We start from the raw sequence: 11893 nt of genomic DNA, 5'->3' as shown, positions 1-11893 counted from the left end.
AACTGACAGATTTTGGCTTTGGTTATTTTGCGGTTACTTCTTGCTGCACGTTGTCGTCCGGCTTGCAACGGGTGGTGCGCTTGGTCTGGACGAGGCCGAGATTTTGCTGGATGCCCGCGAACTTCAATGGGGTTACGGCCCCCAACTACCGCTGTATGCATGGTTGCAATGGGCCGTTTTCCAGATCACCGGCCCAAGCATACTTGGGCTGTCGCTGCTGAAGAACGGGTTACTGTTGGCGACTGTCGTCACTCTTTATATGACTATTCGGACCCGACAAAATCCCGTAGTCGCAGGGGTGTCGGTGCTGTCGTTGTTGATGCTTTATCAATTCAGTTGGGAAGCGCAGCGCGCGCTGACGCACACGGTTCTCGCCAATCTCTGTTCTGCGCTGAGTTTCACGGTGATCTGGGGATTGATCCGCAATCCCACGACCAAAGGCTATGTCCTGCTAGGCGTAGTGATGGCGGCGGGTGGGCTGTCCAAGTACAATTACGCTATTGCGCTCCTGGCTATATTTCTGGCAGCGCTCAGTGCGCCTGATACGCGTAGAACTTTCCTATCGGTGAAGTTGTTGTTGTCGGCCGGTATCGCTGCGGCTCTGATCGCTGCTCCGATGGTGTGGATTCTGAACCATTCGGCCCTTGCCTTTGACAGCGCGCGCAAACTCGACATGTCTAGCGATGGGCCCACCTTTTCGGCGGCCTTGCGCGGCGCAGCCGAGCTGTCGATGGCGGCGCTGGGTTTTGTGGCGCTACTATCCCTGATTATGAGCGTTCTCTGGTTGATCTACCGGCGGCAAGGGGCGCCTGGTGTCGCGGATGACCTATTGCGTTTTATGCTGCGGACGGTGTTTTGGGCATTGGTCCTGATGGCGTTGATCGTCATCATCAGTGGCAGTACCAATGTTAAGGATCGCTGGCTGCAACCCATCCTGATATTTGCAGGTCCAGCCATTATGCTGTGGCTTCTACCCAAGATTGGTCGAACTGGAACCCGGCGCTTCTGCCAGATCTCGGCGGGGCTAGCTGTGCTGATCGTTGTGGCCATGCTGCATCATAATCTTGCCGGAAACGCAAAGCGTGCCGCTCCATTTGCTGCGCTTACCCCTCAGATACTGGACCAGACCCCGCCTGAGATCATGATCGTTGCCCATAACTGGCTGGCCGGCAACATGGCTTATCTGGCCCCGGATCGATCAATTTACGGCGAACGCCGCGTGAGTGTATCTGCTCCGTCGCTCCGTGTTTGGGATGGAGGTCGAAAAGCACCGAAAGACATCGATCCGGCTGATGTTGTCACCTTGGAAGCCCCGTATCGATTTGATTCTGATGAATTGATGTCGCTGTCTTTCGCACCTGTGACCCGGTAGCGTTGGACAGCAACTCAATTGAAGATCAGGGCGCTCAACAGTCATCCCATGGTCTTGAATACTCCGGACGCGCTTTGGCGCGATCTCTAGAGCAAATCAGGTGGCCCAGCCAACGAGTGACGAACGACCATCCTAGTATCTATGCAGACTGATCGGCCTTCTGACCTACCTTCAACCATTTCTACAAGTTCCTGTGCAGCCTTGCGCCCCATTTCGCGATGAGGGACGTGAACTGTCGTCAGGGACGGGCTTACAATTTCGGCCAACTCAATGTCATCAAATCCAGTTATCGAAAGCTGCTCTGGAACCTGAATGCCAAGGTTACGTGCTTCGCGCAGGGCCCCGGCGGCAAGGACGTCGTTGCCGCAAATCACCACCGTCGGCCTTGGGCTCAGGTACATGAGTTTACGAAGGGCCTCAGCACCCTTTTCAATTTCGTATGTGGTTTCGATCAGCGTTAAGGTGTCAGGGTCGAGGCTGTTTTCCGTCATGGCCAGTCTGACACCCTCAACCCTACTTTGAGCCCGGTCATTGCCTTTCGTTATCCCCGAAATCATTGCAATCTGTCGGTGACCGGCCAAAATCACCTTTCGGGCCAGTTCTCCCATTGCTGCGGTATTGCTGAAACCGACCGAAGGGCGCTGCACCATTGGATCGTAAGACCAGGCAACCAATGACGGAATCTGGTGCTGTTCGAGATATTTGTAGATCTCTGCATCTCGTGCAAATCCAATCAGCAGCAACCCGTCTGCACCGCGCGCGACAAGAGCGCGAATTTGTTCTCGCTCGACTTCGGGATCATAGGCTGAACTGGAGACCAAAAGCGTATATCCGCTTTCGCGAAGCTGGTCCTGAAATTCCTGCAGCCCGCGGGCGAAGATCGCGTTGTCCATTGTCGGGATTATCGCACCGATCGTAAAGCTGCGATTCGCTGCCATCACGCGGGCCGCGAAATTCGGTGTATAGCCCAGCGATTCGACTGCTTGCATCACACGCTTGCGCGTGGATTCGACCACTCTTTCCGGTGAGTTCAGGCATCGCGAGACTGTGGCGGTCGATACGCCCGCCGCCTTTGCGACGTCGTTAAGTGTCGGAGCTGAACGGGTTTTTCCCATACTGTGCCTGCATCTGATCTGACACCCGTCTTATCACAAAAATGCCCATTTGCCATCTATTCATGTAAGCGCTTGCATTATCAATGTAAGCGCTTACAAATGTATTTGAGATAACGAACTGGGATTCCGTAATGTTCCTCTGGGCTGCTGCCGCTGTGTTTATCGTGTTCTTTGCCAATGTGGCCTTGGGCGCCTTTGGCGGTGGTGCGTTTCTGGGGGATGTCGGTGAAATGCTGGTTTTGTTTGCCGCCTCGATTTTGTTCGTGGTGGCCATTCTCAAGCAAGAGGCTGACCATAAAAACAAAAACGGCAGCTGACGGATTTCATGGGAGGAAGACAATGACGAATGGCAAGGATGGCCTCAAATCTGCTGAGCGCCGGAATTTTCTGAAACTGGCCTCAACCGGCTCGTTCACCGCGGCGCTTGTGGCTGGTGCGGGTGGCGTATTGTGGTCATCAGAGGCGGCGGCGCAGACCGCCAAAGAAGAAAAAGAACGCGAAAAAGCGGCTGATCACGTAATGACTGTCGCCACAGCTTATGTTTTGGGCGCTTCGCGCAGCTATCCGATTATGCAATTGGATCTGAAAGAGAACATCCAGAACGCCACCAACGGCAAGGTTTATGTCAAGCTTGCCCCAGGTGGCCAATTGGGTGCAGGCGGCGCACTGGTCCAGAAAGTTCAGGGTGGAACAATTCAGGCGGCCCAGCATTCGCTGTCAAACTTTGCGCCCTTTGCGTCAACCGTTGACCTGATCAACATGCCGTATCTCTGCGGCTCGAACCAGCGGTTCACAAACCTGGTACATTCGGACACTTGGACCAATGAAGTTCACCCCAAGGTCGAAGCTGCTGGGTTCAAGGCCTTGTTCTACGTTGTCATCGATCCGCGTGTTGTCGCTGTGCGGCAGGGCGGGAACGCGATCATGACACCGTCTGATATGAGCGGTGTAAAATTCCGCGTGCCGGGATCAAAAATGTTGCAGCAATATTATCGGATGGTCGGTGCGAATCCGACACCGGTTGCCTGGGGTGAGACGCCATCGGCGATCAAACAGGGTGTTGCGGATGCGCTCGACCCATCGGTTGGAGCACTGTATGTCTTTGGATTCAAAGATATCCTCAGCAATGTCACCTTCACGCAGGCGGTGCCTGACAGTCAGGTCTATTCCTGTAACCTTGAGTGGTTCAATTCCATGCCCGCCGACGTGCAGGAAGGGATCATGTGGGGTTCTGAAATGACCAGCCATCAGAATCTGTCCAAGGTTCCCTCGGCAAGGGCCTTTGCAATGGCCGAACTCAACAAGGCGGGCGTGCAATTCCATTCGCTGTCTGACGATCAATTGGCCGAGTGGCAAGATGCCGGTGGCTACCAGCGTTCGGAATGGGATCCTTTCAAGACCGAACTGGCAGGCTCGATGGAGAATTTCGAGAAACTGGTCGAAGCGGCTGGTACGCAGGGTAAATACTACGTCCACGACGCGTAATTTAGTTGGGCGAGGGGCAAAAGCCTTTCGCCCACTTTTTCCCATTCAACCAGATGGCAGCGGTCCCTTTGGACCGGCAAAATTGAGCGCTGCCAGGGATCGGGGCTGGAAATGACCTTATTGCAAAAGATCAACCGCGACGCCGAACGCTGGTTGCTACTGGTGTTCTACGTGATGCTTGTCGTTACCATGGCGATCGAGGTGCTGCGGCGCGAGGTATTTGCCTTTTCCTCGATCTGGGGCGAGGAAATCGTTCGCTACTCTTTCATCTATCTCGCCTGGATCGGCGCGGCGGCAGCGGTCAAGGAACGTGCTCATATCCGTATCGACGTGCTCATGCACTACATGGGGCAGCGTCCAAAGGCGGTTCTGTATATATTCGGCGATCTGGTGATGCTGGGTGTGGCAGTCATCGCACTCTACTGGTCCTATGAAGCCGTCCATGTCTCCGCCAAATTTGGTTCGGTCACGGATGGGCTGCGCGTGTCCAAGGTTTGGTTTCTGATGGCAGTCCCCACCGGGTTTGCGCTGATGATTTGGCGCCTCATTCAATCCTTGATGCGCGACTTCAAATCTCTTCGAGACGGCACACCCGTCTTCGAAGGCGACAAACTGTTTGACTGAGGAGAACTCGAATGCTTTGGAATTCCCTCAATCAAACGGTCGAGCTCGGCTGGGATTTTTATTTGCCCGTCATTCTGTTCGTTGGCCTGATCGCATTGGCCGTACCGGTATGGGCGGCGATTGGCACCGCTGCGATTGTCATGTTGGTCATGTCAGGGGATCTGCCGCTGAGCGCGGTTGGTGAAAGCCTGTTCACCGGAATAGACGCCTTTGCCTTAACAGCTGTCCCCCTTTTCATCCTGACCGGGGATGTTCTTGTAAGGACTGGGCTTAGTAAGAAATTCCTTGATGTCGCCGAAGCGCTGACCTGTTGGACGCGCGGAGGTTTCGGGTCAGCCACGGTGCTGGTTTGCGGGATGTTTGCCGCGATTTCGGGCTCTGATGCGGCGGGCGCTGCTGCGGTGGGGCGGATGACCATCGATCGCCTCGTCGAAAGCGGTTACCCGCGACCTTATGCCTGTGCGCTGGTGGCTGCGGGCGCCTGTACCGGCATCCTGATTCCGCCTTCGATCGCCTACATCATCATCGGCCTCGTGTTGGGCATTTCAGCCTCGACCCTATTTCTTGCTGCGTTGATCCCCGGCCTAGCGATTTTGGTTTCGATCCTGATTACCAATATTATCATGAACCGGATCTATACCTATGAAACCGGGGGCAATATGGGACTGAGCGAATGGCTCGGTAACCTTGGTCATTCGCTAAAATCCGGTTGGTACGCCTTCATCGTGCCCGGGATTATCTTCTACGGAATTTTCTCTGGCCGCCTGACCCCGACAGAGGCCGGTGCGACCGCGGTTGTCGTCACCATCGTGATGGGCTTCATTTTGGGAACTCTGAAGCTATCCGACTTTCCTGCGATGCTGGTCAGTTCTGCCAAAGTGAACGGGGTAATCCTGCCAATCATCGCGTTCTCGGCCCCGTTGGCCGAAGCGCTGGCAATCATGGGAGTTCCTCAGGGGTTCGTGACGGCGGTGACTGGTTTGACTGATGATCCGATGCTGTTGATCCTGCTGATGATCTGTATTCTGATCGCCGCAGGCTGCGTCATGGAAACAACGCCCAATATTGTGATCCTGGCACCAATCCTGAAGCCACTGGCCGACAATATCGGAATGAATGAGATTCAGTTCTGCATCATGATGATCACCGCGCTGGGTGTGGGATTCATTACACCTCCGTTGGGATTGAACCTCTTTGTTGTCTCGGGCATCACGGGCGAGTCCATACTCAAGATTGCTGCGCGCGCTGTGCCGTTTGTACTGACAATGTTGATTGTGGTGCTGTTGATTGCATATTTCCCACCGATCTCGACCACGCTGCTTCCCGATATCTATAAATAGGACTACCCGGTAATGACTCGCGAATATCTGAAAAAGGCCGATCTGACACCAAAATCAGACGCGTCTGAGACCCACAAAATCGTGCAGGACATCCTGAACGATATCGAGAGTGGGGGTGACGCCAAAGCACTGGAATATGCCGCAAAGTTCGACAATTACGAGGGCAATGTACTTTTGACCCCGGAAGAGATCGAGGCGGCTTGCGCGCTTGTGCCGGAAAAGCTCAAGGCTGATATCCGCTTTTCGCACAACAATGTGCGCCGGTTCGCCGAGCTGCAGAAAAGCACGGTGCATGATGTGCAGATCGAAATATCACCGGGTTTTACTACGGGTCAAAAGGCGATCCCGGTGGATGCTGCCGGCTGCTATGTGCCGGGCGGCCGTTATAGTCATATCGCCAGCGCCATCATGACCGTGACAACGGCCAAGGTGGCGGGTTGCAAGCACATTACGGCCTGCTCACCACCGCACCCGGGGGTAGGAGTTGCGCCTGCTATCATCTATGCGGCCCACATTTGCGGTGCAGATAAAATTATGGCGATGGGGGGCGTTCAGGGGGTTGCGGCAATGACCTTTGGCCTGTTCGGGCTGCCAAAGGCAAATATTCTTGTTGGCCCTGGCAACCAGTTTGTTGCCGAAGCCAAACGGATACTGTTTGGTCGCGTCGGTATCGATATGATCGCCGGACCGACCGACAGCCTGATCCTCGCCGATTCCACGGCGGACGCACAGATTGTGGCCACCGACTTGGTGAGTCAGGCCGAACACGGTTACAACTCCCCGGTCTGGCTGGTGACCGACAACCGTTCATTGGCGGAAGAGGTCATGCGATTGGTGCCAGCTTATATCAACGACTTGCCGGAGGTGAATCGTGAGAATGCAGCCGCTGCCTGGCGCGATTATGCCGAGGTCATTCTGTGTGCGGATCGCGAGGAAATGGCAGCCTGTTCCGACGAATATGCGCCCGAGCATTTGACGGTTCAGGCTGATGATCTGGACTGGTGGCTGGATCGGCTGACTTGCTACGGTTCGCTGTTTCTGGGCGAGGAAACTACGGTTTCCTACGGTGACAAAGCGGCGGGCACCAACCACGTGCTTCCGACTTCACGAGCAGCAAGCTACACTGGCGGCTTGTCGGTTCATAAATACATGAAGATCGTGACATGGCAGCGATCCACACGGGACGGCTCAAAGCCGGTCGCTGAAGCCACCGCCCGAATTGCGCGACTTGAGGGCATGGAGGGCCATGCGCGTGCTGCTGACGTTAGATTGGCCAAGTATTTCCCGGATGAAACCTTTGACCTGACCGCGAATGGCTGACCCACGCGCATTGTTTGACCTGACCGGACGAACCGTTTGCGTCACCGGTGCCAGTTCAGGGCTGGGAAGACAGGCGGCCACTACACTTGCGGCGGCTGGGGCGCGGGTTGTGGCCGTGGCACGCAGGGCAGAAGCTTTGCAGAGCCTCTGTGCGGAAATTGGTGCGGATGCTGCCTATGTGCAGTCGGATGTGGCAAACCAAAGTCAGACAGAGGCGTTGGTCGCAGAGATTTCGCGACCCTTCGGCGCCCCGGATATTCTAGTACATGCCGCCGGGATTAACACCCGGCAGCCAGCAGATGAGGTCACGGTTGCCGAATGGGATAGAACTCTGGCGCTGAACCTATCTGCGCCGTTTTTTCTGAGTCAGGCAATCGTACCGGCAATGACGCAGCGAGGTTGGGGACGAATTGTTAACTTCGCCTCGCTGCAATCCTTCCGCGCTTTCCCCGGTGGCATCGCCTATGGGGCAAGCAAGGGTGGGGTCGGTCAGCTGACCCGCGCGATGGCAGAGGCTTGGTCTGGCTTCGGGATCACCGCAAACGCGATTGGGCCGGGGTTCTTTCCAACCGAGCTCACACAAGCTGTGTTCAGCGACGAGCATCGTGCAGCGGGCAATGCGGCGCAAACCTGCATTGGCCGCAATGGTCGGCTTGAAGACATCGACGGGCCGCTGCTGTTTCTGTGTTCTGAGGCATCTGCCTATGTCACGGGACAAATCCTGATGGTTGACGGGGGGTTTACGGCGAAATGAAAGCCCTGGTTTACGAAGGTAATGAAACGCTCGCTTTCCACGATGTGCCCATGCCGGTCGCTCAGGTAGGAGAGCATCTGATCCGCATCCAAGCCTCTGGCATCTGCGGATCCGACATGCATGCCTATCTGGGGCATGACGCACGCCGCCCTGCGCCCCTTATCCTTGGACATGAAGCGGCCGGTGTTGTTACCGGTGGGCCCCGCGATGGCCAGCGTGTGACCATAAATCCTCTGGTCAACTGTGGTTCTTGCTCTGCTTGCGAGTCAGGTCGGGAAAACCTCTGTCCCAACCGCCAGATCATCTCGATGCCCCCGCGCGAAGGCGCGTTTGCTCAGTTCGTGGCCATCCCGGATCGTAATTTGGTTCCGGTGCCGGATGACGTGCCCTTGGAAAAGGCTGCGTTGACGGAACCTTTGGCGGTCAGTTGGCATGCTGTGCGTCTTGCGCTGCAAGCGTTGAGCCCGGGAATGGACCGTCGCGCCCTGGTCATTGGTGGAGGGGCCATAGGACTTGCGGCGGCTCTTGCCTTGCGCGCAATGGGTGTGACTGACGTGATCGTTCAGGAACCCAACCCCGAGCGTAGGGCTTATCTGTCCGAGCGTTGCGGCCAGCAGACCGTCGATGTGTTTCAAGGCACTGTGCCACTGGTTGTAGATGCGGTCGGAATTGCAGCTACGCGCGTAACGGCATCTGCTGTTGCATTGCCTGGGGGGGTGATTGCACATGTTGGGCTAGGCGAGGATGCCGGAGGTCTGGATATCCGCCGCATGACGCTGCAGGAAATCACGTTCATCGGCACCTATACCTACACTGCACAGGATTTCCGAGATACCGCACGCGCGATCTTCGATGGTTGCCTCGGCCCGCTGGATTGGCCCGAGTTGCGCCCTTTATCTGACGGTGCTACCGCCTTTCAGGACCTGCGTTCTGGTTCGGTGGCTGCGCCCAAGATAATCCTCAATCCCTGGGCATAAGACACCTGCCCAAGAATAAGGAGAGCACACATGTACGACAGAGTTCTAGTCCCCATGGCGTTGGATCACGGCGTTTCCGGCACAACCCTCACCGCCGCCAAAACCTTATGCAATCCGGGCGGACAGATCACCGCGCTGCATGTCTATGAGGCGCCACACAGTTCTGTCAGCGCGTATCTCGATGAAGAGGCCGTGCGCAGCGCTTGGGATAAAGCCCAGCAGAGGTTGGCAGAGAAAACGGCCAGCCATGGTGATGTGACAACCGAAATGGTCAAGGGACGTTCCTATCGCGCCATTCTTGAATTCGCTGAAAAACATGATGTGGACTGTATCGTTGTTGGCTCGCACAAACCGGGCCTCAGCGACTTTTTCCTTGGCAGCACCGCTGCGCGCGTGATCCGACACGCACCTTGTGCGGTTCATGTCTGTCGCACATCCTAGCTTTAGAAACTGACACGCCAAATCGCGCAATGCGCCCTAAACAGGACAGATACTCCGGATATGGACATAGACAAAAAGATAACAGACGACCTGGTTGCGAACGATATCTCGTTTGTGACCACCGTTCCATGCAAGCAACTTGCAGGCGTAATCGAACACATCGATGCGCGAGATGGGATTTTCCATATCCCGTCGAACAAAGAAGACGAGGGCATGGGCCTGTGTGCCGGGGCATGGATGGGTGGAAAACGCCCGGCGATTATCATGCAAAACACGGCCATCGGTGTAACCATCAACACTCTGGCGACTTTGATTCAGTATTACCGGATGCCACTGCCTATGCTGATTTCATATCGCGGTGAGCTGCGTGAACCGATTGCCTGTCAAGTCGAAATGGCCGTTCATACCAAAGCCCTTTTGGCTCAGCTCAACATACCGACCTATCATTTCCACCATCAGTCAGATGTCGAAGAACTGGACGCGATCCTGAAATATACGTTCATGTGCAATAAGCCGGTCGCGATCCTGACCGATGCCAATTTCTGGGGAGGCTACGGCGACCAATGATCCGTTCTGAAATTCTCAAGGAAATCGCTCCGATCCTGCGTGATCAACTGGTTGTCTGCAACATCGGCATTCCCAGTCAGGAACTGCACGCCATCGATGACCAGCCGTCCAACTTTTATATGCTGGGAACCATGGGATTGGCCTCTTCAATCGGGTTGGGATTGGCGTTGTCGCAGCCCAAACCGGTGATCGTGATTGATGGAGATGGCTCGATCCTGACCAATCTGGGTACTTTGCCAACCATCGCGAATAATGTGGCGGACAACTACATCCTGTTGATCGTGGACAACGGTTCCTACGGGTCGACGGGGGACCAGCCGACCTATGCGGGTCAAAAAACCTCGCTTACGAAGATGGCCGAGGCCGCGGGATGTGAACGTGTGATTGAGTGCGCGGCCGAAGAAACAGGTCGTGTTCTGCAAGAGGCCCTGGATGCGAAGCAGATGACCATCATTGTCAGCAAGTGCGAAAGCGGCAATGCCAAGATGCCACCGATTACAATGGACCCGGTGGTCATTCGTGACCGCTTCATGAAGGCCGTTCAGGCCTGATGGCCGCCAGCACCATTCAATCAGCCGAGGACGCGCGACGTCTGGCGCGTCGCAGGCTGCCCTGGATGGTGTTTGACTATATTGATGGTGCTGCCGGACAGGAATCCGGGGCGGCACGAAACCGTGCTGCCTTGGATGCCATTACTCTGCGTCCGCGTATCTTGAAGGATGTGAGCCAGCGATCGCTGTCGGCGCAGATTTTAGACCAACAATCAGACCGGCCTTTTGGGATTGCCCCGATGGGGATGTGCAACCTTTCAGCTCCCGGCGCTGATCTGATGCTGGCGCGTCTGGCAGCACACAACCGTGTGCCTCATGTCGTATCCACAGTTGCGTCTACCTCAATGGAAGAGATCATTGCCGAAGCCGAAGGCAATGCCTGGTTTCAGCTTTATTTCAGTGGAGACGGCTCAGGCACGTTCAAACTGGTCGAGCGGGCGAAATTCGCAGGTTATGACGTTCTGGTTCTGACCGTAGATGTGCCCGAGGTTGGTCGGCGTCCACGCGAATTGCGCCATGGGTTCAAGATGCCGTTTCGTATCGGACCGCGCCAGTTCCTCGACTTTGCTCTGCACCCTCGTTGGTCGTTGACCACCTTGTTCAAGGGTCGCCCTGTGATGGCGAATTTCGATGCGGAAGGTTACGATTTTGACCGAACTGAAAGCCGCGCGCGTGCCGATTGGGATACGCTGAGCCGGTTACGCGATGCCTGGCCGGGAAAACTGGTGATAAAAGGCGTATTGGATGTCGAGGATGCCCGAACACTTGTGTCGGCAGGGGTGGATGCAATTCAGGTCTCCAGCCATGGCGCAAGGCAGCTGGACTCTGCACCTGCACCCATCGAAAAGCTGCCAGAAATCCGTGATGCGCTTGGGCCGGACTTCCCGATTTTTTATGATAGCGGCATCAGATCCGGCGAAGATATCCTCAAGGCTCTGACAGTCGGAGCGGATTTTGTCTTTGTGGGACGAGTACTGCAATATGCCATCGCCGCTGCCGGAGAGCCGGGTCTGGAACAACTTTGGGATGTTCTCAGCGACGAATTGAGCATTGCTATGGCGCAGACTGGGCTGACGACATTGGACGATGTCGGTCTGCGCGAATAGCGATAGTGCGCGCGGGTTGTCCGGATCCGGCTTCCTAAAGCATTGAAAGTGTATGGAAATGGTAGCCCGTAGGGGAATCGAACCCCTCTTTCCAGGTTGAAAACCTGGCGTCCTAACCGATAGACGAACGGGCCATTTAGACCAAACAAACGAAATGGTAGCCCGTAGGGGAATCGAACCCCTCTTTCCAGGTTGAAAACCTGGCGTCCTAACCGATAGACGAACGGGCCACGTTGGCTTG

General features: G+C 55.7%; 13 protein-coding genes and 2 tRNA genes. 12 read left to right on the top strand and 3 right to left on the bottom strand.

Annotated features, from left to right (window positions below):
• Positions 1 to 40: 40 nt before the first annotated feature.
• Positions 41 to 1372, top strand: coding sequence for an ArnT family glycosyltransferase (locus tag ACRZ91_RS05845; RefSeq protein WP_480903241.1), 1332 nt, complete (start codon positions 41 to 43; stop codon positions 1370 to 1372).
• Positions 1373 to 1458: 86 nt separating this feature from the next.
• Here ACRZ91_RS05845 and ACRZ91_RS05840 read toward each other — a convergent pair whose 3' ends face one another.
• Positions 1459 to 2487: a LacI family DNA-binding transcriptional regulator gene (locus tag ACRZ91_RS05840; protein ID WP_480903239.1), complete on the bottom strand. Its 1029-nt coding sequence runs from the start codon at positions 2485 to 2487 to the stop codon at positions 1459 to 1461.
• Between the two features lie 131 nt (positions 2488 to 2618).
• On the opposite strand from ACRZ91_RS05840, the gene ACRZ91_RS05835 reads away from it, so the two are divergent.
• From ACRZ91_RS05835 to ACRZ91_RS05785, 11 genes are all read left to right on the top strand, one after another.
• Positions 2619 to 2804: a hypothetical protein gene (locus ACRZ91_RS05835; RefSeq protein WP_010441969.1), complete on the top strand. Its 186-nt coding sequence runs from the start codon at positions 2619 to 2621 to the stop codon at positions 2802 to 2804.
• Between the two features lie 22 nt (positions 2805 to 2826).
• Positions 2827 to 3972, top strand: a complete 1146-nt coding sequence (locus ACRZ91_RS05830; RefSeq protein WP_170540842.1) for a TRAP transporter substrate-binding protein — start codon at positions 2827 to 2829, stop codon at positions 3970 to 3972.
• A 111-nt stretch (positions 3973 to 4083) separates the two neighbouring features.
• On the top strand, positions 4084 to 4596 hold the full coding sequence (locus ACRZ91_RS05825; protein ID WP_480455691.1) for a TRAP transporter small permease: 513 nt from the start codon (positions 4084 to 4086) through the stop codon (positions 4594 to 4596).
• An 11-nt stretch (positions 4597 to 4607) separates the two neighbouring features.
• Positions 4608 to 5936: a TRAP transporter large permease gene (locus ACRZ91_RS05820; protein ID WP_480903236.1), complete on the top strand. Its 1329-nt coding sequence runs from the start codon at positions 4608 to 4610 to the stop codon at positions 5934 to 5936.
• Between the two features lie 12 nt (positions 5937 to 5948).
• Entirely contained in the window at positions 5949 to 7256 is a 1308-nt protein-coding gene (gene hisD, locus ACRZ91_RS05815; protein WP_170472447.1) for a histidinol dehydrogenase, read from the top strand.
• Complete coding sequence (locus ACRZ91_RS05810) at positions 7249 to 8010, top strand: SDR family oxidoreductase (protein ID WP_170472445.1); 762 nt, start codon at positions 7249 to 7251, stop codon at positions 8008 to 8010. Before hisD ends, ACRZ91_RS05810 begins: the two co-directional genes overlap by 8 nt.
• Complete coding sequence (locus tag ACRZ91_RS05805; protein ID WP_480903233.1) at positions 8007 to 8987, top strand: alcohol dehydrogenase catalytic domain-containing protein; 981 nt, start codon at positions 8007 to 8009, stop codon at positions 8985 to 8987. Before ACRZ91_RS05810 ends, ACRZ91_RS05805 begins: the two co-directional genes overlap by 4 nt.
• 30 nt (positions 8988 to 9017) lie before the next feature.
• Positions 9018 to 9428, top strand: a complete 411-nt coding sequence (locus ACRZ91_RS05800; RefSeq protein ID WP_260022698.1) for a universal stress protein — start codon at positions 9018 to 9020, stop codon at positions 9426 to 9428.
• 60 nt (positions 9429 to 9488) lie between these two features.
• Complete coding sequence (comD, locus tag ACRZ91_RS05795; protein WP_170472438.1) at positions 9489 to 9995, top strand: sulfopyruvate decarboxylase subunit alpha; 507 nt, start codon at positions 9489 to 9491, stop codon at positions 9993 to 9995.
• A complete protein-coding gene (gene comE / locus ACRZ91_RS05790; protein ID WP_010441978.1) occupies positions 9992 to 10546 on the top strand; it encodes a sulfopyruvate decarboxylase subunit beta in 555 nt (184 codons plus the stop codon). The genes comD and comE overlap by 4 nt, the downstream gene beginning before the upstream one ends.
• Positions 10546 to 11652, top strand: a complete 1107-nt coding sequence (locus ACRZ91_RS05785) for an alpha-hydroxy acid oxidase (protein WP_480903231.1) — start codon at positions 10546 to 10548, stop codon at positions 11650 to 11652. Before comE ends, ACRZ91_RS05785 begins: the two co-directional genes overlap by 1 nt.
• A 59-nt stretch (positions 11653 to 11711) precedes the next feature.
• On the opposite strand, the gene ACRZ91_RS05780 is transcribed toward ACRZ91_RS05785, so the two are convergent.
• Positions 11712 to 11786, bottom strand: a tRNA-Glu gene (locus ACRZ91_RS05780).
• Between the two features lie 21 nt (positions 11787 to 11807).
• Positions 11808 to 11882: transfer RNA gene (locus ACRZ91_RS05775), tRNA-Glu, on the bottom strand.
• Between the last annotated feature and the right edge of the window lie 11 nt (positions 11883 to 11893).

The organism is Ruegeria sp. O11, assembly GCF_056535285.1.
The sequence above is the reverse complement of the archived record's forward strand: the minus strand, read 5'-3'. Positions and strand labels throughout refer to the sequence as shown.

Bases quoted from the DNA above. Each gene is read 5' to 3' on its own strand.
- ACRZ91_RS05840 (WP_480903239.1), bottom strand. From the start codon at position 2,487: ATGGGAAAAACCCGTTCAGCTCCGACACTTAACGACGTCGCAAAGGCG.
- ACRZ91_RS05835 (WP_010441969.1), top strand. From the start codon at position 2,619: ATGTTCCTCTGGGCTGCTGCCGCTGTGTTTATCGTGTTCTTTGCCAAT.
- ACRZ91_RS05830 (WP_170540842.1), top strand. From the start codon at position 2,827: ATGACGAATGGCAAGGATGGCCTCAAATCTGCTGAGCGCCGGAATTTT.
- ACRZ91_RS05825 (WP_480455691.1), top strand. From the start codon at position 4,084: ATGACCTTATTGCAAAAGATCAACCGCGACGCCGAACGCTGGTTGCTA.
- ACRZ91_RS05820 (WP_480903236.1), top strand. From the start codon at position 4,608: ATGCTTTGGAATTCCCTCAATCAAACGGTCGAGCTCGGCTGGGATTTT.
- hisD (WP_170472447.1), top strand. From the start codon at position 5,949: ATGACTCGCGAATATCTGAAAAAGGCCGATCTGACACCAAAATCAGAC.
- ACRZ91_RS05810 (WP_170472445.1), top strand. From the start codon at position 7,249: ATGGCTGACCCACGCGCATTGTTTGACCTGACCGGACGAACCGTTTGC.
- ACRZ91_RS05805 (WP_480903233.1), top strand. From the start codon at position 8,007: ATGAAAGCCCTGGTTTACGAAGGTAATGAAACGCTCGCTTTCCACGAT.
- ACRZ91_RS05800 (WP_260022698.1), top strand. From the start codon at position 9,018: ATGTACGACAGAGTTCTAGTCCCCATGGCGTTGGATCACGGCGTTTCC.
- comD (WP_170472438.1), top strand. From the start codon at position 9,489: ATGGACATAGACAAAAAGATAACAGACGACCTGGTTGCGAACGATATC.
- comE (WP_010441978.1), top strand. From the start codon at position 9,992: ATGATCCGTTCTGAAATTCTCAAGGAAATCGCTCCGATCCTGCGTGAT.
- ACRZ91_RS05785 (WP_480903231.1), top strand. From the start codon at position 10,546: ATGGCCGCCAGCACCATTCAATCAGCCGAGGACGCGCGACGTCTGGCG.